Origin of the sequence: Erysipelothrix sp. HDW6B (assembly GCF_011301115.1) — a bacterium.
Lineage (GTDB): Bacteria > Bacillota_I > Bacilli_A > Erysipelotrichales > Erysipelotrichaceae > Erysipelothrix > Erysipelothrix anatis.
In genome coordinates this window covers 535873-561292 of the sequence record NZ_CP049860.1, presented here as the reverse complement: position 1 = coordinate 561292, position 25420 = coordinate 535873, and the positions used below count along the sequence as shown (strand labels likewise).

Genomic DNA, 25420 nt, shown 5'->3' with positions numbered 1-25420 from the left:
AAAATATGAGCTCCAATGGAATTGGCTACATTCTCGCGTCTGGTGTTGCTGTGTTGCTCATCGACGTTCGCATCCCAAAAATTTCCAAGAATCTATAAAAAACTGAAACCTTTCGGCTTCAGTTTATGATTATTGTTTTATTCTCTTATGACGGAATGAAAGCATTGTAAGTCCTAGAACTGCTACAACACCCCCGACAAAGATTGCCAAGTTGTCTGCATATCCTGTCGCCGGTAAAACAGCTTCTTCTTGGTTCCATTTTGCATACAGAGTCATTGTATTTTGGACGGTATCAGTATCAAAGTTCCAAACTGTTTCAAATGTTGGACTTGTGTACCATCCTGCGAATGTGAATCCAGTACGGGTTGGATTACTTGGTTTCACGACTTTTGCACCTGCTTCTAAATTTTGTTGCGGTGCTACTGCTGTTCCACCATTACTTTCAAACGTTACATCATAGGTGTTTACACCTGGATTTTGATTCCATTTCGCATACAGTGTCATTGTATTTTGGACGGTATCAGTATCAAAGTTCCAAACTGTTTCAAATGTTGGGCTTGTATACCATCCTGCGAATGTGAATCCAGTACGGGTTGGATCACTTGGTTTCACGACTTTTGCACCTGCTTCTAAATCTTGTTGTGCTGCTACCGCCGTTCCGCCATTACTTTCAAAATTCACATCATAAGTATCCACTGCTAGTTCTTCCCATTTTGCGTGCAAGGTTATTGTCTTATCGACATAGTCTTGGTCAAAATCCCATGATGTTGTGAATGTTTCATCAGTAAACCATCCTTTGAAAATTGCATTAGCCTTAGTTGGATCAGCGGGCTTTGCAATTTGGGTTCCGATGTACACTTGAAGCACTGGTGCCACCGTGTCACCGCCATGACTATCAAAATAGACATCATACTTAGCATCAAAGGCAGGAAGATATGTTGGTTTTATGACATTCATATCTTTATTAATATCAAATCCATCATAAGCATAGGAATGCAAAACAAGCCCTTGATCCATTCGGTAGAAATCGGTATCCATATAAGATCCAATATCTTCGATTTCTCCCATATCGTATGCATCATACAGTGCTGAATTCTCAGCAAGTCGTTCTGTGACTAGATCTATTTTCGCTATATACAAATCAATCCGTTGAATACTTCCAACGATTGAGGTATCGGTATCAAAATCATAAAAGAAGGTGTAGCGTTCGTCATCGTCTATTTTATCAACATCATCATAATAAATGCGGTCAGCTTCAAACATACGACCATCCGCAAGCGTTGCTTTGACTTTGAAGGGAATCGTCGTTACTTCATCATCTCCCAATGAACTATCAATAAAATACGCTAAATTATCCAAATCAATTCCCACTGTTTTTTGGTTTGCATTCGCTTTTTGGAAGGTATTGCCTTCTGTGCGAATTACATAAGGAATGTTTTCATCTTCAATTGTGATTGCATAAAACAAAGTATCATCCAGGCTTTCAAGGCGCACTGGACGTCGTATGAAACGATCTGGTGATTCTGCTTCGATTTCATAATCCATATTTCGATTCAGCCCAGCCAACCAATTTAAATTGACAATGAGTGGATCTGCTTCATCCAAGTATACGATGACGCGTGACCCTGTGTATTGTTCGGACACTGAGACTAATTCTGAAATGAAAATTGTTTGATACGTTTTTAATGTATTGTGGTTGAGTGTTTTCGCTGTTGCTGGATCACTGTCACCCCAATAGGTATCACCCAATTGTTCGTACATTCCGGTTTCAGTTGAATACTCGGCTGCAAAAATACGAATTCCACTTCCATAATCATAAAATTCTTGAGGAAGTGTTGTTAGATTTTGTATGGTCTTTGGGGTTCCTGTTTCGCCCATTGTTCCTAAATCCACGACAATAGTTAATTCGGCTAAATTTTCGAATTTTTCAATTCCCTTATAATCGAATATATAGTAATTCTTTTGATCTGTTGTTGATTGGTAGCTTGGACCCACACTGTGAATCATTTTTACGTATTCATCAACTGCTTGATCATCGACAAGTAAATCTTCTTCCTGATTATCACGTGCTGTCGCATAGACAACATCTAAAATATCTTTTGAATATGTAGCACTCCCCGGTCGCGTTTCAGCACCGATTGGCAATGCCATAATATACAGTAAAACAACTAAACTAATGCTTAGTATTTTCTTCATAATTACCCCCTTGGTTATTAGACCTATTTTACCAATTTATGCCTTAAATTAATGTGAGATTCTCTCGAAATTCTTAGATGTAAATCCATCCCTCTTGATGATAGATTACCGCCATCATTTGCGGTATAACCGATGTAAAAAACCATAAGAAAAAAGGACTAAGTGCAACACGTATTGTGCACTCAATCCTCATAGCATTAATACAGTTTTATGATATTTGATAACGCTTATTGTAGCGGTAGAGAACGCTTAAGAGAAGTACCAAACCAATGAGCATGATGCCCAAACTTTGAATCCCAACCGTCTTTTGACCAATTACGACACAGGATACGCCAACAATAAACATCACAAATTGAAGACTATATGATAATACTGTTTTCATCAAGGACCTCCCAACGAAGTTCTTCACTTCTCAGAATCATACTGTGGGCATTCCCATTACCGTCATAAACTGTTGTGCGTTGCTCATCGGCGGTATTATTGATGATTGCAACTTTCCCAATCTCTGGGTACACATTCACTTCGCAATTAAAGTTTGTCGAGAACCAACGGTGTAGTTCTGTTTCTTTTCCTGCGGCATAGAATAAGCTACGGTAGAGAATGCGTGCATTCTCCGAAGAGTATGGAAGACCTGATAAATAGACACCGCGACCGCGACCGTATTGATTCGCCGCAATCGTTACATTCTGATCTTGGATATCGATGACTTCAGTCTCTTTATGGGTTGCGTAAATATTCGTTACAGGTTCACCACTTTCGAATGGTTGCGTTTTGTCTTCTGTGATGAAGTGCTTATCCATGGCAGTATAGAAGTATTTGTTTGATGAAAGTGTTAGACCACGTTCCCGCTCAACCCCTAAGATATCTGCAAGTTGGAAGAATTTTCCAGATTTATCGTATGCACTGGGTTCACCCACACCGACGAAGCCATGACCTTCATGAACCCATTGGCGGATGATACTTACAACTTCTGGATCATTCCAATTGCTTCCGCCACTCATCGCAGTTCCTGCTTGACCGGCATTAATCACAACATCAATGTCCGCTAAGGCACCTTGCTTCACATCGTCGAAGTTAATAAATTTCACATCCACACTCATGCCACTAAGAGCATCCATCATGCCGTAGAAAGAGTATGTTTGTTTGTACCACAATTCATGCGCAACCATAAAGGCTTGCCAGGTTCGTAAACGACCCCATGAGTTTAAAATTCCAACCGTTAAATTGGCATGTGGTTTTACGTCTTCAATGTTTTCAATAATATCTCTAAATTGATCGGCAATCCGTTCGACATAATCGACAAATTTCGGAAATTGGTAAGCAAGACTTGGATAACCACCATAGCCAATACGATTCACAGGTTTACGCATGATTGCACGACGTGCACGTAACCAATTATCTGATGCTTCAATTACAGGGTCATTTCCTTCACGGAAGGTATCTGGGAAGAAGTAAGGCAGGAAACGACCCTCAGTGTATTTAACATGTGGAATATCTGCAATAACACGAAGGCTCGCACCGCCTCCGACAGAACCAACAACGGCATCCAAACCAATTGAAGCAAAATAGTCACCATACGGTTCGGTACCAATCCAGTTGTCACCCAGGAACATCATCGCTTCTTTACCATGGGCATGAACCATATCGACCAGTTCTTTTGCTCGACTTGCGACAAACCGCTGCTGGAAATCAATGTAATCAAGGTAACGTTGGGTTGGTTCGTTAAAGGTTGAGTTGTACGTTCCTGCTTGGATGAAGTCTTCGGCAAGCAAACGATAACCATGTTCCGCTTCAAATGCTTTCAAGGCTGCTGGTGACACACTAGCGCCATAGCCAAACCAATCGACAAACTTATCTTTTTTCATATCGTTAAAGAATAACGTGAAATGGTAGAAGAAGGTAGTAAATCGGACCACGTCTGTCTTAGGATTGTTTTCTAACCATGTCTGCAATGTTGCTTTCATGAATTCCCATGATTTGGGTCCTCGAGCATCAAACGGTATGTCTTTCGGAACATCACCCCAATTATTCGTTAAGTGATTGTACATTTGTGTTGGATCCCACATTACAAAGGCTAAGAAGTTGACTGTGTATTCATGGAAGGGTTGCACATTATTGATTGTGACGGATTGTGTCGTTGCATCATAAGTCCATGCATCCACAGGGAGTAATTCACCCGTTGTTCGGTTATGTACTTGCCACCATTCTTTCGGATCTTCTAGGGTATTGGGTTGAATTTGTTCAGTGAAGAACCCTTTCAAAATTTCAATCGTCATATGGGTCGACGTTGCAATGGTTCGTTCACTCATAACAAAGATTTGTTGGGTTTCATCCAAGTGTTGAAGAGCAAACTCGTTATAGTTTCGTGCTACAAAATATGTTGTATAGATTTTTGCATCCAGATCTTTAACACGCTCTTCTAACTTCGTCCCATCACTATCACGGATTGCATCAGCTCCCCATCGTCGCATCAATTCTTTCGTTTCATCATAAAATTCATGTTCGCCAGGTAATGTAAGTCGGCCTTTTGTTTCGCTCATAATAATCTCCTAATCTTTCAATCCACCAAGAGTCATCCCTTGGGTCAATTTGTTTTGCACAAAGATGTACAATATTAAGGTTGGAAGCATGACAATCACCAATCCCGCATACAACGGTCCTGGATTTGCAGCTCCTCGTGCAGCCTGTTGCAAATTTATCAAACCAACAGGTAAAGTTTTGGTTGTGCCGGGCATCAGAGTGAGGGCAATGATATATTCATTCCAAAACGATAGAAAATTGAATAGAATGACTGTCACAATGCTAGGTTTGGCCATGGGTATCATTATCTTCATCATCGTTTGAAAATGTGAAGCACCGTCAATTGATGCCGCTTCTTCAAACGCATGGGGTAAAGTTTTGAAGTATCCAGATAACAGATAAATTGTGAACGGCAATGCTGTCGCCGCATAAACCAATGCAAGTGTGAATCGATTGTTGATGAAGACATCACCAAACACTGCTTTAACACCTTGGTTCCATTCCAATAGCATCAAGAAAATCGGAACAACAATATAGTTAACATTAATAAAGAGACCTGCCATAAAAAGACTATTAATTGGTTTCTTAAATTTAAAGTCAAAACGCGACAACACATAAGCAGCCGGTATCGCTGTAACAAGCAAGATTACAATTGCTAATGCTGTCACTATAATCGATGTCATAAAGTACTCACCCATTTTAGCTTGGTTGAATGCATCGATATAGTTTTGGAAATGGAAGGATTCGGGAAGTTTCCAAGGATTCATAAAGAATTCTGCGGGAGCTTTCACCGATGCAAGAAATACCCAACCTAACGGAATAATGATTGAAATTGCCAGCGTTATTAACGCAACATATACAAACAGTTTGTAGAGTTTATCAATTGGCATATTTTTAAGTTTTGTCATTTTACGCTCCTTCTACATTTGTATGGTGTCACGCTTAGTAACACGATTAATAATGGCTGATAAAGCAAACGAGAATATAAAAACGATGACACCAATGGCCATACCATAGCCATACGATGCATTGTCATAAGATTGTTTATATAAGTAACTTAAGAAAACTTCACTGGATCCACCCGGTCCTCCCGAGGTCAAGACTTTTACAAATAAGAAACTCATATTAATCGTCGAAATGACAAAGAATGTCAGTGTCGTTCGAAGATTCGTCCAGATCAGGGGTAGAGTAATTTGAAAGAACTGTCGTGTTTTTGACGCGCCTTCAATTTTAGCGGCTTCATACATATGCTCAGGTATGCTGCTAATACTTGCCATATACATAACCATATAGTAACCAACCGCCTGCCAAACCATCGCTCCAATAATTGAATACAAGACAATATTCGGATCTCCGAGAAACTGTATGCTTTGCCAGGTATCAGGTTTGAATAATGCAATGACACTATTTAAGAGACCACCTTGATCCACTGCGTAAATCTGCGCAAAGACCGCTGATATGACGGCTACCGATAAAATATTCGGAATATAGAAAATAACGCGGAAGAAACTTTTCCCTTTCACATTTTCACGGACTAAGACATTCGCAAAGAGAATGGCTAAGACAAAGGTAACAAGTGTTACAATAACGATTAATAGTATGGTGTTTTGAAATGACTGAATAAATTTTTGGTCGCCAAATAAGGTTACAAAGTTACTCAACCCGATAAATGTTTTGTTGGCTGATAACCCACCCCACTTAAACAACGACATGTAGAAAATATTGAGGGTTGGATAAACCATGAAGACACCAATTAATATTAGAGCCGGCGCCAAACATGCAATGATAAAGCGATTTCGGGATTTTTTGTGGATCATAAGCTACCTCTTCTCATAATAAGGGCGATGAATAGACATCCATCGCCGTTAAACTTCGTACTAGTTAAATTTAGCGACTGCCTCAACGACTTCGTTGTACCATTGGTCTGCTGTTTTTTGACCTGAAACAACGGCATTTACAGTTCCATATAAAATACCTTCTGGTGATGTTAAATCAACACCTTCAACTGCATCGTGTGCAACAAAGCCAACTGTGTTTGCTTTTGCACCATTATCATAGACACTGTAGAAGAGATGTTTTTCATCATCTGCTGGAATTAGACTATTTGCTTTTGCTGTTGGTTGGATTGCTCCACCATTAGTATAGAGAAGCTCTACCGCTTTATCGGAATACATAAATGCTAAGAACTCTTTCGCAACATCAATATTTTTTGCTCCTTTAGGAATGTACATTTCTTCGGTAAATGTTGATGAGTATGCATCTTTCGTTGTTTTTGGAATTGCTGTGAATCCCCATTTAAATGAATCTGTACGTGGTGCATCTTTCATTTCTTCAGTAAGCCATGTTCCATTCGGAATAAAAAGTGCTTTATTATCCAAAATTAATTGTTGGTTCTTTGTGAACCCTTCTTTATTTGCTTGTGCAACGGTATCTTGGTGTGTGTATGTTGCAAGCTTCCCTACAATATCAAATGCTTCTTTCACTTCAGGAAGTTTCCATGCCGCTTCATCATAATTCATCAGTTTGGCATACACATCTGGACCTGCTGTTGCATTTAAGAGTGACGAGAAGAATCCATCAAAGTACCCGGTTGTTGGGTATGTAAAGAGGGCAATTCCTTCTGCTTTTGCTTTATCTCCTAAAGCAAACATTTCATCCCAAGTTGTTGGAACTGTCCAGCCTTTTTCAGCGAAGAGTCCTTCATTGTAGAATAGACCAAGTGGTGAATAGTTTTGAGGCATTAGATATGTTTTACCATCTGCATAAGGTTGTGTACGAATGCTTTCTAGAAATCCTGGAAGCACTTTATCTTTGACCGTTACTTCTTCACCAGGAATTTTCATATTTACAACATCCGAAATTTCTTCAATGTTCTTTTCTGCAATCATAGTATCTGTTAGTTTTCCTTCAGCACCAATACTTAAATGAATCACATCTGGAACATCACCTGCTTGAATTTGTGGACGTAGAACGTCAGTAATGTTTTTCGCTAAGGTGAGCTCAACTTTTACCGTGCCACCTTTCGTTTCCTCAAAAGCTTTGGCTACAGCTTCAAGTCCTTTATTTCCATAGCCACCTTCTAAGCCGGCAATTTTTAAGACTGTAGGTTCTGATGCCGATGGCGTATCTTTAGATTTAGAGCCACATCCTGTCAGAACAAGTAATGCTGTTACTGCTACAACAAATAATTTTTTCATCAGTAAATCCTCCTGTAAGTTCATCATACATACTTGAAAGCGTTCTCACTACGTGAATGTTGCCTTTGTCTTGTAATATCTTGTTTTTACCGGTTTACTAATAAATTTCATACATATCGTATTTCTGGGCTTCCTTTTCATATTCTTTACAATCTCGAAATATCTATAGATAAAAGAAAAAAACGTATGCTTATAGCGAATACGTTTCTCTTTCTTTTAAAGTTGAATTGAATTTTCCACAATGGATTCCCAACGGAGTTCTTCACTTCTCAGAATCATTGTATGGGCATTTCCATTGCCATCATAAACTGTTGTGCGTTGCTCATCGGCGGTATTATTGATGATTGCAACTTTCCCAATTGCTGGGTACACATTCACTTCGCAATTAAAGTTTGTCGAGAACCAACGGTGTAGTTCTGTTTCTTTTCCTGCGGCATAGAATAAGCTACGGTAGAGAATGCGTGCATTCTCCGAAGAGTATGGAAGACCTGATAAATAGACACCGCGACCGCGACCATATTGATTCGCCGCAATCGTTACATTTTGATCTTGGATATCGATGACTTCAGTCTCTTTATGGGTTGCGTAAATATTCGTTACAGGTTCACCACTTTCGAATGGTTGCGTCTTGTCTTCCGTAATGAAGTGTTTATCCATGGCAGTATAGAAGTATTTGTTTGATGAAAGTGTTAGACCACGTTCCCGCTCAACCCCTAAGATATCTGCAAGTTGGAAGAATTTTCCAGATTTATCGTATGCACTGGGTTCACCCACACCGACGAATCCATGACCTTCATGAACCCATTGGCGGATGATACTTACAACTTCTGGATCATTCCAATTGCTTCCGCCACTCATCGCAGTTCCTGCTTGACCGGCATTAATCACAACATCAATGTCCGCTAAGGCACCTTGCTTCACATCATCGAAGTTAATAAATTTCACATCGACACTCATGCCACTAAGAGCATCCATCATGCCGTAGAAAGAGTATGTTTGTTTGTACCACAATTCATGCGCAACCATAAAGGCTTGCCAGGTTCGTAAACGACCCCATGAGTTTAAAATTCCAACCGTTAAAGTGGCATGTGGTTTTACGTCTTCAATGTTTTCAATAATATCTCTAAATTGATCGGCAATCCGTTCGACATAATCGACAAATTTCGGAAATTGGTAAGCAAGACTTGGATAACCACCATAGCCAATACGATTCACAGGTTTACGCATGATTGCACGACGTGCACGTAACCAATTATCTGATGCTTCAATTACAGGGTCATTTCCTTCACGGAAGGTATCTGGGAAGAAGTAAGGCAGGAAACGACCCTCAGTGTATTTAACATGTGGAATATCTGCAATAACACGAAGGCTCGCACCACCTCCGACAGAACCAACAACGGCATCCAAACCAATTGAAGCAAAATAGTCACCATACGGTTCGGTACCAATCCAGTTGTCACCCAGGAACATCATCGCTTCTTTACCATGGGCATGAACCATATCGACCAGTTCTTTTGCTCGACTTGCGACAAACCGCTGCTGGAAATCAATGTAATCAAGGTAACGTTGGGTTGGTTCGTTAAAGGTTGAGTTGTACGTTCCTGCTTGGATGAAGTCTTCGGCAAGCAAACGATAACCGTGTTCCGCTTCAAATGCTTTCAAGGCTGCTGGTGACACACTAGCGCCATAGCCAAACCAATCGACAAACTTATCTTTTTTCATATCGTTAAAGAATAAGGTGAAATGGTAGAAGAAGGTAGTAAACCGGACCACGTCTGTCTTAGGATTGTTTTCTAACCATGTCTGTAATGTTGCTTTCATGAATTCCCATGATTTGGGACCTCGAGCATCAAACGGTATGTCTTTCGGAACATCACCCCAATTATTCGTTAAGTGATTGTACATTTGTGTTGGATCCCACATTACAAAGGCTAAGAAGTTGACTGTGTATTCATGGAAGGGTTGCACATTATTGATTGTGACGGATTGTGTCACTGCATCATAAGTCCATGCATCCACAGGGAGTAATTCACCCGTTGTTCGGTTATGTACTTGCCACCATTCTTTTGGATCTTCTAGGGTATTGGGTTGAATTTGTTCAGTGAAGAACCCTTTCAAAATTTCAATCGTAATATGGGTCGACGTTGCAATGGTTCGTTCACTCATAACAAAGATTTGTTGGGTTTCATCCAAGTGTTGAAGGGCAAACTCGTTATAGTTTCGTGCTACAAAATATGTTGTATAAATTTTTGCATCCAAATCTTTAACACGCTCTTCTAACTTCGTCCCATCACTATCACGGATTGCATCAGCTCCCCATCGTCGCATCAATTCTTTCGTTTCATCATAAAATTCATGTTCGCCAGGTAATGTAAGTCGGCCTTTTGTTTCGCTCATAATAAACTCCTAATCTCTATTTTCGTTCTACACCCATCATACCCAATCTTATTGAAGCCCGACAATGCGTAAATTGTGGACAATTTACGGTATCTTGCTATAATTTCATTTTCTTAATAATTGACATTCGGTTAAAAACATATAGACTAAGAAGTAAGGAGCCTCTTCATTCATGAACAAAAAAAATCAGACCGTGAAACCTAAGCTTTTAAGCATTGAGCAGTACGCCTATGAAAAAAACTGGCACTCTATTTTGCACTCCCATTCATTCACCGAACTCTTTTACGTCGTATCGGGAAAAGGAAAGTTTCTCTTCTTTGATGGATACACTGTCAATGTTCAAAGTGATGATTTAATTATTATTGACTCGAATATAATGCATACTGAGATGAGTAGTAATGAAGATCCACTTGTTTATATCGTATTGGGAATCCAAGGGATGACCTTTATTCCCAACGAGGATGAATATCGTGGATATTCTATGCATAATTACCAAGAATATAAGCATGAAGTGCTTTTCTATTTGCGCTCACTATTACAAGAATTTAAGTCACCGGATGCTTTTTTAGAATCTGTATCTGACCATCTTCTTAATGTTCTCATTATAAATATTTTGCGACGCACACATTTAAAAATGTCCATCAAACAATCACAAACTGAGGGCAAAAATGAATGTATCTTCGTGGAAAACTATATTAATACGCATTATAAACAGGATATTACGTTAGATGAACTTGCCGACTTAACGTTCTTTAATAAGTTCTACTTATCCCATATTTTTAAAGATCATTCAGGATACTCACCCATCGAATTTTTACTCAATAAACGGTTGAATGAAGCAAAGAAACTGCTCTTGCGCTCCAACCATTCGATATCCGATATTGCTACCGCAACCGGATTTAACAGTGCCACCCATTTTTCTGCATATTTCAAAAAGAAATTAGGGATGTCACCATCAGCATTTAAACAACAAGGAGAACACCATGATAACACTTAAATCTGCCCGTGAAATTGAAGGAATGGAAGCATCTGGGCAACTGCTTGCACGCGTTCACGAGGCGCTACGAACCTTTATTAAACCTGGAATTACAACGCACGATATTGATCAATTTGTCCAATCGATGATCGAAGAGAATGGCGGAACCGCTGCCCAAATTGGCTATCAAGGCTACAAATATGCAACATGCATTAGCGTCAACGATGAAATGTGCCATGGTTTTCCAACATCACAAGTTTTAAAGGCTAATGACCTTGTTAAAGTTGATTTTTGCATTGATTTGCACGGATTCTTATCCGATTCATGTTGGGCTTACTGTGTTGGAGACAATGCACCAGAACCCATCCAAACACTTATGGATGCAACACTGAAGGCACTTGAATTAGGCATTGAACAAGCTGTTGTGGGAAATCGTACGGGTGACATCGGTTTTGTCATGGATGAATATATCCAACAATTTGGCTATAAAATGTCTTTAGAATTTACGGGTCATGGTTTGGGACCTACCATTCACGAAGACCCAATGGTTCCATTTACTGGTCAAAAAGGGACCGGAACGCTTCTCAAAAAAGGCATGGTCATCACGATTGAACCCATCGTAAATGTTGGCACTCACTATGCAAAACTGGATTCAAATGGTTGGACCGCGCGCACTGTAGATGGCTCACTAAGTTGCCAATACGAGCATACCCTCGCCATTACAGATGGTAAACCTCATATTCTCACATTACAAAAGTAGGATCTCCTACTTTTTCTTTTTTTTGCGTTATAATTGATGTGGAGGATTTTATGATACATACCAAAAATTTAACCTTTAAAAACATGTTGATGTACCCAGACATCACAATTGAAGCACAGTCTATGAGTTTCATCATCGGACCCAGCGGGGTCGGTAAAAGTACTTTTTTCAAACTTTTAAACAGTACTTTGTCGGTCGACGATCACCAAATATATTATCATGACCGTGATATTAATACCTTAGACCCTATCGCACTGCGTCAAGATTTACTCTTATGTGGTCAATCAGTTTTTCTCTTTCCTGGAACCATCCGTACTAATTTTAATCAGTTCCGAGAGCTACGACATTTAGAACCACTAACTGATACTGAAATATCAGCATTTCTTGAAATTGCCGAAGCACAATTTGATCTCGATAAGAATGTTGATGTTCTCTCTGGTGGTGAACGACAACGCGTTTACATTGCAATCTTTGTGTCACTTGCGACGACGGTCCTTTTATTAGATGAGCCGACAGCTGCATTAGACAAAACTACAGGTTCAAAAGTTCTCGAAAATATTAAAAAATATATAAAAACCAAGCAAATGACCGCACTCGTTATCAGTCACGATCCTGATTTGGCGCGTGAATACGCAGATGCATTGATTGACTTTAGTGCTGTGAAACGAGGTGAAAACTAATGAACTCTGGAATTATTCAACTCGATATTCTACAATTTTCAACTGTCTATGTATTACTCATACTCGTTTTAGCAATTATGAAATATGCAAAAATCGACCAAAGCAAACTGCTTTTCGTAGCAAGTTTACGGATGTCGATTCAACTCTACCTCGCAGGGCTCGTCTTAACATATGTCTTCGGCAATCCCCACCCTTTATTTGTGGTCGCTTATTTAGTTGCAATGGTTATCTTTGCGAGCCACCGTATTCTTAAGCAAAATCAACGCTTGAATAGAGCCTTTCGTCGTCGCATTGTCATGGCCATCGCAGGGTGCGGTACACTAATTCTTGTCTTTTTTGTTACATTGGTCGTTCGTACCGATTTCTTCAACCCACAATATACGATTTCCTTAGGTGGAATGATTTTCGGAAACTCGATGACAGCTGTGAACCTAGGTCTTAAAGCCTTCACACAAAACCTTGACCAAGAACGTGCAAAATCTGAAACACTCCTTAATGCCGGTATCGAACCTAAAGCAATTCTTATGCCACATGTAAAGAATGGTTTAGAAATGGCATTCATCCCAACGTTAAACTCCATGCTTAACATGGGAATTATCGCATTACCAGGGATGATGACAGGGCAAATTCTGTCGGGCACATTACCACTTACGGCTATTATGTACCAAATTGCAATCATGATTTCGATTGCAACGAGTGTCACCTTGACTGCCTTTGTGGCTCTATACTGGGGATACCCTACTTTAATCTCGCAACGCAAACAAATAACTTGGTATCAACATGAGCAGTAAACGACGCAAACAACAACCAAGTATGATTGGATGGGTTCTACTCGTTTTCGTCTTATCCATGGGTTTCATGATGATTCGCAATCATTTTTCAGAGCCCGAGATATCGTTTCAAGAACAGTTTATTGAAACCTTGAATGCCAATATGACCCCGCATCCGACATTTAAAAGTGTTGTCTACGCGCAAGCTATTCTTGAGTCCAATTGGGGCCAAAGCGAACTGTCGACCGAAGCAAATAATCTCTTTGGGATTAAGGGTGACTATCACGGGGAATCCTATATTGTTACCACAACTGAGTTCGAAGATGGTGCCTTTGCCTCAATGGATGATACCTTTCGACGATACCCCGATTATCGAACATCCATTGCGGACCATGCTGAATTGATGTATCTTTCCCGCTATGATGGGGTTCGTGAAGCACGAACTTATCGCGAAGCCGCTCAAGCTTTACAGGATGGTGGTTATGCGACCGACCCAAATTACGCTGCGAAACTCATCGAGATTATCGAAACCTATCGCTTATTTGAGTATGATTTGACACAATAAAACCGCACATAAGGTGCGGTTTCTTTTTAATCAATCGTAGTTTCAAAGACGAATTGGTTATTGTATAGTTCGGCATAATGATTTCCATCTGCGAGTAAGGACTCATGAGTTCCTTCTTCGATGATACGACCATTCTCTAGAACTACAATCTTATCTGCCTTGAGGATCGTTTTTAAGCGGTGCGCAATTACAAAACTTGTGCGCCCTTCAATAACAACATCCATTGCTTGTTGAATGTCAGCTTCGGTTACAGTATCAACATTGCTTGTTGCTTCGTCTAGAATTAATAAATCTGGATCTACCAACATCGTTCGCGCAATACTAATCAATTGTTTTTGACCAACACTCATGCGACTGTTGCTTTCGCTTACAATCGTATCATAACCATCTTCAAGCGTCATGATAAAGTCATGGACATTGGCCTGTTTCGCAACGCGTTCAATGGCTTCCTGGGATGCCTGAGGATCTCCAAAAGCAATATTATCGCGAATTGTACCTGTAAACAACACAGAATCTTGGAGTACGATACCGACATGTTTCCGTAGAGTTGGTAATGAGATATCGCGAATATCGCGACCATCAAATTCGATTCGCCCCTGACGGACATCATAGAAGCGATTTAGAAGATTCATAATCGTTGTTTTACCAGAACCTGTATGACCAACAAGTGCGACCATTTGTCCCTTATCCGCTGATATATTAATACCATGAAGAACCAATGACTCATCATAACCAAACGATACATCCACTAAATTAACATCACCATGAATGCCATCGATCGCCGTTACTGTACTGCGATCTTTTTCATCTTCTTCCTGAAGTACTTCCATGATACGTGATGCACCAGCAAACGCCAACTGCATTTGTGTATATTGGGATGCAATCTGTGATAAAGGTTGGTAAATCATTCGTACATATTGTGTAAATAAGAAGATGGTACCCGCAGCTTGTGCTATAGGGAGGCGACCAACCGATGTCATCCACGCACCATAGAAGATTACAATTCCAGTACTTAGCATCGAAAGACCTTGAAGTGTTGGGAAGAGGACGTTTGAATAAAACTGTCCTTTAAACGTTGCTTCAAACAATGCTTCATTTTTCTCATGAAACTGTGTACGCGATTCATCATGCAAACCATTCGCTATAACCAGCTTTTGGCCTGAAAACTGTTCGTCAACGTAGCCGTTCATTTCTCCGACACTTTTTTGTTGTAAGATTACAAATTTCTGTGCCTGCTTAATAATGAAGATGGCTGCACCGATAATCAAGGGTGACATGGACAAGACTACAAAAGACAATTCAACATGATTCATGAACATCATTATTATGGTTACAACAAGCATAAATGTATTAACCATTATTTGATGGATGGATTGGTTTAACGTGTTTGAAATATTATCCAAGTCACTGGTAAATCGTGACAAAATATCGCCATCATTCGATTTGTCAAAATATTCAATTGGAAGTCCTTCGAGTTTTTCAAAGAGATCTTTTCGCATATCATTGGTTGCATCTCCTGAGATTTGCGACATTAATACGTTTTGAATCAAATTGAATACCCATGATGCAACCGCAAAGATGATCATCAGCATAATAACTCTAAAGAATCCTGATTTGTCTTGGCTGCCCATGATATAGGCACCCAATTCATTAATTCCTTCACCAATAAATTCTGGTGATTTAACCGTTAAGAATGTACTTACGATTAATGCTGCTATCACGACCCACAGTTTGAGACTGTGGATTTTGATATATTTCCAAAAATACCCTAATGTGCTTTTCATAAGTACCTCCTATTCTTCTGACGCAAATAGGTTTTTCCCTTTTTGCGATTCAAAAATACGTTGATAGATTTCCGACGTCTTCATGAGTGATGCATGAGTGCCTTGAGCCACCAATTCACCATCATCAAGAACGAGAATGTTGTTAGCGTGAATGATTGACGAAATTTTCTGAGAAACAATAATTTTTGTTGTATTGGGTAAGTCTGTTTTTAAAGCTTCTTGAACTTTTTTCTCACTCTTCGCATCAAGAGCACTGGTACTATCATCAAGAATCAATACTTTAGGATTACCAACTAAACCACGAGCAATAGACAAGCGTTGCTTTTGCCCCCCTGAGAAGTTAGCTCCCCGTTGGTATACTTCTGACTCAAACCCTTTGGGCTCTTTCGCAATAAACTCAGACGCTTGGGCTATATCCGCAGCCCGTTGCATTGCTTCAAGACTTGCATCTTTTTTTCCTTGGCGAATTGTATCCGCAATGGTTCCTGAGAATAATGTTGGTCGTTGTAACACAAGTGCAACATCTTGACGCAAGACCACTTCAGATACAGCTTTTAAGTCTTGATTTCCAATGAGCACACGACCCGATGAGGGGTCATAAATACGTGCCATCAATTGGACTAAGGAGGTTTTTCCAGCACCCGTAGCACCGACAATCCCCAAAGTCTCACCATGTTTAACACTGAAACTTATATGTTTCAAGGTATCAGGTGTATCTTCTGCATAGGCAAAAGACACATCTTCAAAGACAACATCTCCTGTAGCAATTGGTTCAGATTCACTCACGTAATCCATATCACGTACGGTTTCCATTACTTCTTTAATACGTCCTAAAGAAACAAAAGCACGTGATGAGAAGCTTACCATCATTCCACCAATCATTAAGGACATCATTACCATAACTAAGTAACTGATAAAGGACACGGAGTTTCCAATAATGCTTGGATCAACCTCCGCACTACGTCCTACTAAAATCATAACAAGTGCAATACCAGTATCCATTATGAGGAAAAAGGATGGCATCATAATTGAGAAGATATAGCCAATCTGAATTGTTTCTTTAGTGAGGATGTCACTTTCTGCGTTGAATTTAGTTTTCTCTGAATCTTCTTGGACGAATGATTTTACGACACGCATACCAATGAAGTTCTCTTTTGCAATCGCATTGATTTTCTCAATTAACATTTGGATTTTTCCAAAGCGTGGTCCCATTTTTCCAAAAGCTGCACCGACAACAAGGCCAACGAGAGCAATCGCTAAAATAACAATCCACCAGAATTGTGGTAAAACCGTCATTGCGAGAATGAAACTACCAATAAACATAACTGGGATACGTGTTAAGGACTGCAACATAATCATGATCAAGTTTTGAACTTGTTGCGTGTCATTAACAAGACGAATCACGAGATTGCTTGCACTAAATTTTTCAATATTACTGTAGGAAAATTCTTGTACCTTTTCAAAAATTTCCCCGCGTAATTCACTCCCAACACGTTGTGCAATTCGTGCTGCGATGACGGTATTTAGAATCCCTGCTACAAATCCAAGCAATGCTAAACCGATCAGAATTACACCCAATCGTGTAATTGTACTTGTGTCCTGTTGAACAATTGCTGTAATGATTGTTGCAAGGATGTTTGGTTGGATTAACTGTGCTGCTGCAGAGGTTCCAATTAATACAAATGAGGCAACAAACCACCATTTATATTTTTTTATGTATTTCCCTAAAATATCCATACACATTTTCTCCTCTTTAATATCATTTCGTTGGGTAAGTCTCGAACATTATACAAGACTTATTTTTTATTGTATACAGAGATGCAACGTGAATTTTTGATTTTTAATTTTCTGAAAATGAACATTAATGAACAACGTTCGTTTACGCTACTATTTGAGCCTTATATCCACTGAACACGCATTATTAAAGAACTTCCGAAACTTTTTTCACAAATGAAAAAAGTGCTAATGCACTTTTTTTAAAACTGTAACACTGTTAAAACGCCCAATGTATTTTTAAGTGATGAAACGAGTTCATCTTGATCAATTTCTTTATCCAATTGGATAATAAACTGCGTATTATAAATCCGTTCTTCGCCATCGCGCAATGTGGGTAGTTTATTGGATTCAATTTCAATAATTCGCGCATGCGCCGCTTCAAGTGAATTCACAAATTGTTGGAGATTAAAGCAACTGGTATAGGATATATAGATTTCAATAGTAGAAACGCCGTTTTGAAGCACTGACATCCGAGACAATACTTTAAAGATAATGATTTCAAAAATAACGGACCCGATTGCCCCTTCATAGAACCCAATACCAACCGCAATCCCCATACAGGCACTAAACCAAATTGTAGCTGCTGATGTTAATCCTTTAATACGATTTCCACCCATAACCAAAATTGTTCCCGCACCAAGAAACCCAATACCACTAATTACTTGTGCTGGCATTCTTGATAAATCCGTGCTACCTGTTAACTCACTGATGTACTGGCTGGTGAGTATTACTAACGCTGATCCTACAGCAACCACACTATGTGTTTTTAATCCTGCGGGGCTGCCTTTTCGCGAACGGTCCGTACCAATCATGGCCCCAAGAACCATCGCTAACCCCAATCGTAATAAAATTGTAAAGAAGGAAAACTCATGCAAAGCCTTCATGATTGCAGTGATACTATCGATCATCTTTTTGTGTTAAGTAGAGCGTAATGGAAGAAATAATCATTAAAACAACAGTATAGACAAAGGACATTGCAATAGCATTGGTTGATGCAATATCATCACTCGCAGCTTTTACAATAACACCTAATGGCGAATAAAGCGGATGATAAAGGAAAACCGTTAGATCATACTCCGCCAGTAAACTGTTAAAGTTTAGTGCGATAACCGAAAGAAGGACTGGTAAGATGATGGGAATAATAATTCGACGTAATGTGTAGAATTTACTTGCGCCCATTGACTGTGCAGCTTCTTCTAAACTATCTTCAATACTATAGAATGCTGACCGAATCATTCTAAAGGAGAACGGTAGTTTTACCACAATGTAGCCCAAAAGAAGAATGACAAGTGTACCGATTAAGACTTTATTTCCAACAATTAATCGTGACTGATCATAGGTCAACATGAGTCCTAAGGCAATAAGTGTAGATGGTAAAATCCAAGGTATTAGCATACTGTATTCAAAGAATGCATTCGTCTTTGATTTACCTTTGTGGACAATTCGCGATACGATTACTGCAATTGCAGTTACGATTACAGCTGCACTAATTGCATAAATCACACTAATGAGATACGGCTTGAATGCTGATGAATCGACGAAGAGGCGTTGGAAATTTTCGAGTGTAAATGCACTGAACGATAAATTTCCCGTTGTGATTGCTAAAGAATTGGAGAATGCAAAGAGAATAACAAGAACAACTGGAAGTGTATAGATAAAGAACAGAGCATAGGCCGTAATGTGTGCTAGGATGTTAAGTCCCTTATTTTCGATTTTTTGTTTCTGTAATTTCGTCTTAGTTTTAGAAATCGAAATATAGTTTTTACCCTTTTCAAGTTTATTTTGAATCATCAATAATAGAATCGTTGCCACACCCAAAATAACAGCAAGTAAGGCTGCCAGTTCTTGCGAACTTGGTGTTTTGGCGAATGCCATGATCATCGGGTTAATGGTTTGAAAATTTGGTCCACCCACAATCAATGGCGCTGACATGGCACCTAAACCTGTTAAAAATGTAAGAATTGTGACTGCAAAGAAGGTTGGTCTAAGCGTTGGCATCACAACTTTCATTAGAATGCTGGTCCCTGATGCTCCTAAGTTTTTGGCAGCTTCAATTGTATGGTAATCCAAGCCACGAATCGCATTTCTTAAGAAGATCATATGATTCGAAGTGACAGAGAATGTCATAACAAATACAACCGCAAAATAACCCGTGAACCAGTTGGCATTCATTGCAGGAAACAGTCCTGTCAAAAGATTTGTAACGATTCCCGTAGGACCATAAATGAATTTATATCCACTTACTAAAACAACCCCACCATAAATAAGTGTACTCATGTATCCCAGGCGAAGTATTTTTGCCCCTTTGATTTCAAAGTATTCCGTAAAGAGAACAATGAGTGTTCCAACGACATTTACAGTGATAACTAAGGTGAAAGCTAGAACAAAACTATTCATCAGTGCTTTCATAGCGCGTTCCGAAGTTAATATTTTTCCAAAAGCATCTGTGGAAAACTGTCCGTTTTTGAAGAAAATACTTACTAAAAGATTTGCATTAGGGTAAATTACAAATGCGATTAAGAACCAAGCAATAACAAGTTTAACTGCAAGGCTACCCAACTTTAGATTATGAATTTTTTCTTTTATTGTCTCCATAATTCCCCCTAAAACTGCATAACATCATCAGGATTGATAGCGAAAGTAAGCACTTCGTTTATAGCATATTGGCGATCAGTCATATTTTTTTCAATATGTTTAAACTCTTGACCATATGCTGATACAACATACGTGCTAACTTGCCCATTAAACATTACTTCTTTAATTTCACCTTCGAATTCAAAGTGTTCATTTTGACTACGATGAATTCGTTCAATACGAATATAACCTGGTTTTGTAACATCAAGTTTTGATGTTTTCGCAGAAATTGCCTCAATAAAAGGGAGGTCGAGTTTATTGATAGCACCAATAAACTCACAGACAAATTCAGTTTGAGAATTATTGTATATTTCGAAGGGGGTTCCAACTTGCTCAATCTTTCCATGATTGAAAACAGCGATTCTATCAGATAACTCTAATGCTTCATCTTGATCATGTGTTACATACAGGGTTGTGATTCCCAACTCCCGTTGTAATCGTTTGAGTTCCTGACGTAATCCCACGCGAAGTTTTGCATCAAGATTTGATAACGGTTCATCCAAACACAGAATCTTTGGCTCCATGACGATTGCACGTGCTAACGCAACACGTTGTTGCTGTCCACCTGATAATTCTGAGACATTTTTATAGAGCTGTTCCTCTTTTAATTCGATTTTTTGAGCTACATCCATAATTTTTTGATGGATAACATCTTTAGATAGTTTTTTGACACGCAACCCAAATGCAATATTCTCGTACACGTTCATCGTTGGAAAGAGTGCGTAACTCTGAAAAACCATTCCGATTTGACGCTGTTCTACTGTTTGCTTTGTAATGCGATCTTCTGCGACATAGATATCCCCTTGCGATGGTGATAAGAAGCCAACAAGTGCCCGTAAAGTTGTCGTTTTACCACAGCCCGAAGGTCCTAGAAAGGTGAAAAATTCACCCTCCTCAACCTCTAGGTTCAGATTTTCAATAGCAACGAAGTCACCGTACTTAATTTCTATATTCTCAAATTTAATCATAGTCTTCCCTTCCTAATTCATACTATTGAACAAATTCTAATTCAGCTTTTTCCACCCATTGATCTATATTTTTTGTTACAAACTCCCAGTCAATGTCTTGTGCATGGACTGAATTCATAAATTCTATGACGTCTGCCGAAGCATTTTTCATTGCTTCTGGATGAGCAGGAATTGTCCCAAACTTTTCACTCCATGCTGCTTGTGTTTCTGCTGATCCGAACCAGTTTGCGAATTCTGTTGCAAGTTCTTTTTTCGAGTCATTTAAGATTGCTACTTGTTCCACAACATAAGGTACTCCAATTTCTGGTGAGATAACACCAAACTTGTAATCACGTTCTCCTTGATGTTGCATTACACCTGACCCCCACATCATTGAGATTGGGCGTTCTCCGGATATTACATTTCCAATATAATCTTCACCTTTAATTTCAAAATGTGCATTTTGAATATAAGCTTTTGCAACCTTCCAACCTTCTTCAGATACTCCTAGGACTCCACTTGGATCAGCGTAACGAACGAGTATGCTTGAGTACAATGTTTTTCCTGTACCCCCGCCTAAACTGAATACATTGTATTGATCTTTGTATTTCGGATCTGCAAATTCAACTATATCCTTAGGTACATCGTTACCCACAACGCTTTCATTGTAAATAAAGACTAAGGGTTGAACTACGATTGGATAGTAGTGTTTTCCATCACCCAACGATGTATCCACATCACTCGCCCATGCTGGTGTATATTCAACAAGCATATCTTGTGCTTTCAACTTTTCAAATTCAATCGTATTCAAACCATAAACCATATCTGCAATCGCGTTGTTTTTTTCTGCAATAAGACGGTTTGTAAGGTCACCAGCTGGTATTGGAACAATTTCAACCGTGAATCCTGCTTCTTTTGCTTTTTCAGTGAGCCATTCACCACGCCCGTCACTCGCCGAGTTCGAATAAATAACGAGTGAATCTTTTTTCTCAGCAGTACTACCACATCCTGTTAATACCAATAATGTTACGAGAATGCTTACTATTATTTTTTTCATCATAATCTCCTTTATCTGTTTTTGATGAAATTCTGAATCAATGCAGGCCAATCGGTTTGAATCATATCAAAACCAAGATCAATAAAGTGTCCCCATACGGATTCATAATCGCCAGTTTCAATTGCACGATTATCGTCGCGCTGTGCCGAAAGAATCGTTTTGTCGTCCAACGTAATTGTATTAATCCATAAGCTGTATCCTTCAGCTTTTAGGGTATTGAGGTATGCTTTATCTGCTAAAGTATCGGTGTCTTTTGTTACAATCATTTCAAAAGCAATTGTATTTAATTCCATTGCCTTCACAGTTTCAACATCATCAACACTTTTGGTAATCGGCATGTACATAATCGATGGCCCTTTTTCTTTGAGCGTTGTGAGTAAGGATGTATCGACTGGTGACTTGATAATAATTTGTGATGCCATTGATGCCTTATTGATATAGTCAATAATCTCTTCCCAGTAAAACCATGAACGATCAATGTTAATTAAGCAATCCGGTGTTTCCTTTACAAACGCAAGAACATCATCAAGACGCTCCAGTTTGTAATGTGTTGGTGTTGCATTTGATCCACTGATGTACAGAGTTTCGATTTCTGCAGATGATGCTTCACGAATATCTTTATCAAATCCAAGTACTGTTTTCTCAAGACCATTATGGAATGCGTAGAAAACACCATCAGAACTTTTGATTACATCAATCTCAAGGATATGAGCACCGTGACGTAATGCATTTTTATACGCAAGAATTGTATTTTGAGCAATATACCCACCATTCAATCCTCGGTGAGATGCAATTAAGACCCCATGCTTTTGGAGCATTTGTTTTAAGTAATTATTTTCGGACATAAGCTTCCTCCTACATCAAGATTACCAACGAAATTGGAACGTGTCAATTCAAAAATTGTTAAAACGTTGTAATTAATGAAAGGGATTACATTAATATTCAGTTAAATAGCGGTTTATTGATGATTATGTGATTTGAACGTTCCAATATAAAAGAGAAGGCTTTACCTTCTCTTGTTTAGTGTTGCGATTGCGCGTTCTAATGCATCATCAAGTGTTGACACACCTAAAATATAGGATCGAATCGCTTCCCCCAAAATCATCTCGTAACTGAATTCATCGATGCCAATATCACTTAACGATTCTTCTCGACGTTTTCCTTTGGCAAAATACTCAGGATATTTCTCAATCCAAGGATAAATACGGAGCACATCAACATTCTCATGAACTTTGTTCGTTAAGATGCTACCCCCAAGATATGTAATTAATGCTGATATCTCAGGACTGTATAACCACTCTAGAAACTTGATACCTGCAGCTTCATGGGTGGTGGTCTTTGTAATACCAATAACACCCCCACCAAGCATCGGTTGTCCACCTGGGATATCAGCATAACCAATGCGATGAATACCTTCTTCTGATTCAATCAGTGAAGACGCGTGATTAGAATAGACAGTCCCCATTGCAGTGCTCCCGCTTGTAAGATTATTTAAAACATCGCTCCACCAATGGTTCGTATCTCGGTCAGAGTACTTTTTCGATTGTACATATGCCTCAATGGCCGCTCGCATCACCGGATGTTTTAAATCATACATCTTGATATCTACTTGTTTCTTTTGGCTATAGTCCCGAACACGCGGGATAAAATCACTTGCCGTTACGATATTTGATCCATAGACCAGAGATGTACCGTAGTGAGTTTTTGATTTATTATTAAATTCCCGTGTGAAGAATTCGCTGATTTCGTCGTATTCTTCGTAGGTCGTAGGAACCGCTAAATTGCGTTTATGCATTTCATAAAAACTACGTTTGATGATCGCATCTTCGAACAAATCTTTCCGGTAGTACAAAACTTGAACTGATGCATCGAGCGGAACGGTATACATGATGCCATCGATGTGAGTATAGTCATCCGGAATATAGCGTGGAACACGTGCTTGTAGTGTATCAATTTTCAAGTTTTCAAGTTTCTTAAAAATGTGTGCACCAACGCGGGTCATCCACCCCATATCTATTCGGATTAGATCATAGTTTTTTACTGAATCAGGGGTCGATACGGTCTTCAAGAGCTCATCATATGTAAGTTCCACAATATTAACACGAATGCTATATTGGGTCGTAAAATCTGCGACAATGGCACGAATGGCATTAGTCGTCGGTGACTTCAACATCAAAACATTAATTTCTTCAAATTCATGGGACGTTGTTAATGTTTCGTATTTGAATCCGTCATCAGCAAGTATTAGATGACTTACAGGTGCTTCGAAATCGAGTTGTGTTACAATCTCAGCAGCTCTTTTTCCAAGTTGCTGATAATTTACATCCAAACGATAGGCTGCTTGGGGATCTAGAAGTCCTGTAGCTCCAACTGTATATATATTGGGTACCGTTGCATGATTCGTAAATCGTGTGAGCTTTATGGCATTTTCGACAACATCCTCGTCCATCGCAATGATAGCATCATACAAATGGTGTTGTGACAAAATATCCAAAGTTCCCTTCATTAACAAAAGGTCATCCAGACGTTTATGTGTTATTGCAACGTCTTCATCTTCAAGCACTTCATTTACACCTTCAAGAAATTCGCGATACATTACTTTCGATTGACCTGTTACAACAACAATATTGCGACGTTGGTCTTGCAATGCTTGGCGGGCAAGGGCACGCCCTAAATCACGATAATCAAAACTAATTGAATGAATCAAAGGATGTGTTGATGTTAAATCGCGGTTCAAAATCATAACAGGAATATCCAACGCCTCATACTCTTCAAGTCGTTTTAATATGCTATATGCTATAACGCATGACGCTCCAGAAGACGCGATTTTTTCTATAATACTCAATTCAATGTCGCGATTTCCATTTGAAAAATAAACATCAAACTCAAACTCAGTCTTTGCGATTTCGAATTCGATTCCTTTGTAGATTTCATTATATTTATGGAGCATTAAACTTGGAAGAACCAAGCCGACTTTACGTGCGCTTCCTTTTCGAAGCTGTTTGGCCTGTACGTTCATAACAAAGCCCAGCTCTTTGGCTGCCTGTTCAACGCGACGAATTTTTTCAACACTGACATTACCGTTTTTATTTAAGACGTTTGAAACTGTTCCATGCGAAACGCCTGCGCGTTTTGCGATATCTTTGATCGTTGCCATCGTT

Annotated in this window: 20 protein-coding genes; 5 read left to right on the top strand and 15 right to left on the bottom strand. The window is 39.2% G+C overall.

Annotation, left to right across the window (positions count from 1 at the left end):
• Window positions 1-129: 129 nt before the first annotated feature.
• The 7 genes from G7061_RS02635 to gnpA (G7061_RS02605) all read right to left on the bottom strand — a co-directional run bounded on the left by G7061_RS02635 (window position 130) and on the right by gnpA (G7061_RS02605) (window position 10310).
• Complete coding sequence (locus G7061_RS02635; protein WP_166118657.1) at window positions 130-2196, bottom strand: InlB B-repeat-containing protein; 2067 nt, start codon at window positions 2194-2196, stop codon at window positions 130-132.
• A gap of 208 nt (window positions 2197-2404) precedes the next feature.
• Window positions 2405-2578 (bottom strand): hypothetical protein, encoded by a 174-nt coding sequence (locus tag G7061_RS02630; protein ID WP_166118653.1) that lies wholly within the window; start codon window positions 2576-2578, stop codon window positions 2405-2407.
• Window positions 2556-4736, bottom strand: coding sequence for a 1,3-beta-galactosyl-N-acetylhexosamine phosphorylase (gene gnpA, locus G7061_RS02625; protein ID WP_166118646.1), 2181 nt, complete (start codon window positions 4734-4736; stop codon window positions 2556-2558). Before gnpA (G7061_RS02625) ends, G7061_RS02630 begins: the two co-directional genes overlap by 23 nt.
• Window positions 4737-4745: 9 nt before the next feature.
• Complete coding sequence (locus G7061_RS02620) at window positions 4746-5624, bottom strand: carbohydrate ABC transporter permease (protein WP_166118642.1); 879 nt, start codon at window positions 5622-5624, stop codon at window positions 4746-4748.
• A 12-nt stretch (window positions 5625-5636) separates the two neighbouring features.
• The gene (locus G7061_RS02615) at window positions 5637-6533 is read right to left on the bottom strand and encodes a carbohydrate ABC transporter permease (RefSeq protein WP_166118639.1); all 897 of its coding nucleotides are present in this window, start codon (window positions 6531-6533) and stop codon (window positions 5637-5639) included.
• Window positions 6534-6593: 60 nt separating this feature from the next.
• Window positions 6594-7913 carry a carbohydrate ABC transporter substrate-binding protein gene (locus tag G7061_RS02610; protein ID WP_166118635.1) on the bottom strand — a complete coding sequence of 440 codons (1320 nt, stop codon included), beginning with the start codon at window positions 7911-7913 and terminating at the stop codon, window positions 6594-6596.
• A 216-nt stretch (window positions 7914-8129) separates the two neighbouring features.
• Window positions 8130-10310 (bottom strand): 1,3-beta-galactosyl-N-acetylhexosamine phosphorylase, encoded by a 2181-nt coding sequence (gene gnpA, locus G7061_RS02605; protein WP_166118633.1) that lies wholly within the window; start codon window positions 10308-10310, stop codon window positions 8130-8132.
• 172 nt (window positions 10311-10482) lie between these two features.
• Here gnpA (G7061_RS02605) and G7061_RS02600 point away from each other — a divergent pair, with 172 nt between their 5' ends.
• Genes G7061_RS02600 through G7061_RS02580 form a run of 5 tightly spaced genes read left to right on the top strand, consistent with a single transcriptional unit; the run spans window position 10483 to window position 14061 of the window.
• Window positions 10483-11307 carry an AraC family transcriptional regulator gene (locus G7061_RS02600; RefSeq protein ID WP_159635859.1) on the top strand — a complete coding sequence of 275 codons (825 nt, stop codon included), beginning with the start codon at window positions 10483-10485 and terminating at the stop codon, window positions 11305-11307.
• Entirely contained in the window at window positions 11294-12046 is a 753-nt protein-coding gene (gene map / locus G7061_RS02595; protein ID WP_159639579.1) for a type I methionyl aminopeptidase, read from the top strand. The genes G7061_RS02600 and map overlap by 14 nt, the downstream gene beginning before the upstream one ends.
• Window positions 12047-12096: 50 nt before the next feature.
• On the top strand, window positions 12097-12726 hold the full coding sequence (locus G7061_RS02590; RefSeq protein ID WP_159639580.1) for an ATP-binding cassette domain-containing protein: 630 nt from the start codon (window positions 12097-12099) through the stop codon (window positions 12724-12726).
• The gene (locus tag G7061_RS02585; protein ID WP_159635868.1) at window positions 12726-13517 is read left to right on the top strand and encodes an ABC transporter permease; all 792 of its coding nucleotides are present in this window, start codon (window positions 12726-12728) and stop codon (window positions 13515-13517) included. The genes G7061_RS02590 and G7061_RS02585 overlap by 1 nt, the downstream gene beginning before the upstream one ends.
• On the top strand, window positions 13507-14061 hold the full coding sequence (locus G7061_RS02580) for a glycoside hydrolase family 73 protein (protein ID WP_166082964.1): 555 nt from the start codon (window positions 13507-13509) through the stop codon (window positions 14059-14061). The genes G7061_RS02585 and G7061_RS02580 overlap by 11 nt, the downstream gene beginning before the upstream one ends.
• A gap of 26 nt (window positions 14062-14087) precedes the next feature.
• Here the strand turns inward: G7061_RS02580 and G7061_RS02575 are convergent, their stop codons facing one another.
• The 8 genes from G7061_RS02575 to G7061_RS02540 all read right to left on the bottom strand — a co-directional run bounded on the left by G7061_RS02575 (window position 14088) and on the right by G7061_RS02540 (window position 25416).
• Window positions 14088-15845 carry an ABC transporter ATP-binding protein gene (locus G7061_RS02575; RefSeq protein ID WP_166118627.1) on the bottom strand — a complete coding sequence of 586 codons (1758 nt, stop codon included), beginning with the start codon at window positions 15843-15845 and terminating at the stop codon, window positions 14088-14090.
• 9 nt (window positions 15846-15854) lie between these two features.
• Complete coding sequence (locus G7061_RS02570) at window positions 15855-17582, bottom strand: ABC transporter ATP-binding protein (protein WP_166118624.1); 1728 nt, start codon at window positions 17580-17582, stop codon at window positions 15855-15857.
• A 239-nt stretch (window positions 17583-17821) separates the two neighbouring features.
• Entirely contained in the window at window positions 17822-18529 is a 708-nt protein-coding gene (locus G7061_RS02565) for an MgtC/SapB family protein (protein ID WP_166118619.1), read from the bottom strand.
• On the bottom strand, window positions 18519-20216 hold the full coding sequence (locus G7061_RS02560) for an iron ABC transporter permease (RefSeq protein ID WP_166118614.1): 1698 nt from the start codon (window positions 20214-20216) through the stop codon (window positions 18519-18521). Before G7061_RS02560 ends, G7061_RS02565 begins: the two co-directional genes overlap by 11 nt.
• 8 nt (window positions 20217-20224) lie before the next feature.
• Window positions 20225-21223, bottom strand: a complete 999-nt coding sequence (locus G7061_RS02555; protein ID WP_166118608.1) for an ABC transporter ATP-binding protein — start codon at window positions 21221-21223, stop codon at window positions 20225-20227.
• A gap of 22 nt (window positions 21224-21245) precedes the next feature.
• Window positions 21246-22259 (bottom strand): extracellular solute-binding protein, encoded by a 1014-nt coding sequence (locus tag G7061_RS02550; RefSeq protein ID WP_166118602.1) that lies wholly within the window; start codon window positions 22257-22259, stop codon window positions 21246-21248.
• An 11-nt stretch (window positions 22260-22270) separates the two neighbouring features.
• Window positions 22271-23104 carry a glycerophosphodiester phosphodiesterase family protein gene (locus tag G7061_RS02545; protein WP_159645393.1) on the bottom strand — a complete coding sequence of 278 codons (834 nt, stop codon included), beginning with the start codon at window positions 23102-23104 and terminating at the stop codon, window positions 22271-22273.
• Between the two features lie 161 nt (window positions 23105-23265).
• The gene (locus tag G7061_RS02540) at window positions 23266-25416 is read right to left on the bottom strand and encodes an extracellular solute-binding protein (protein ID WP_166118595.1); all 2151 of its coding nucleotides are present in this window, start codon (window positions 25414-25416) and stop codon (window positions 23266-23268) included.
• Window positions 25417-25420 lie beyond the last annotated feature (4 nt).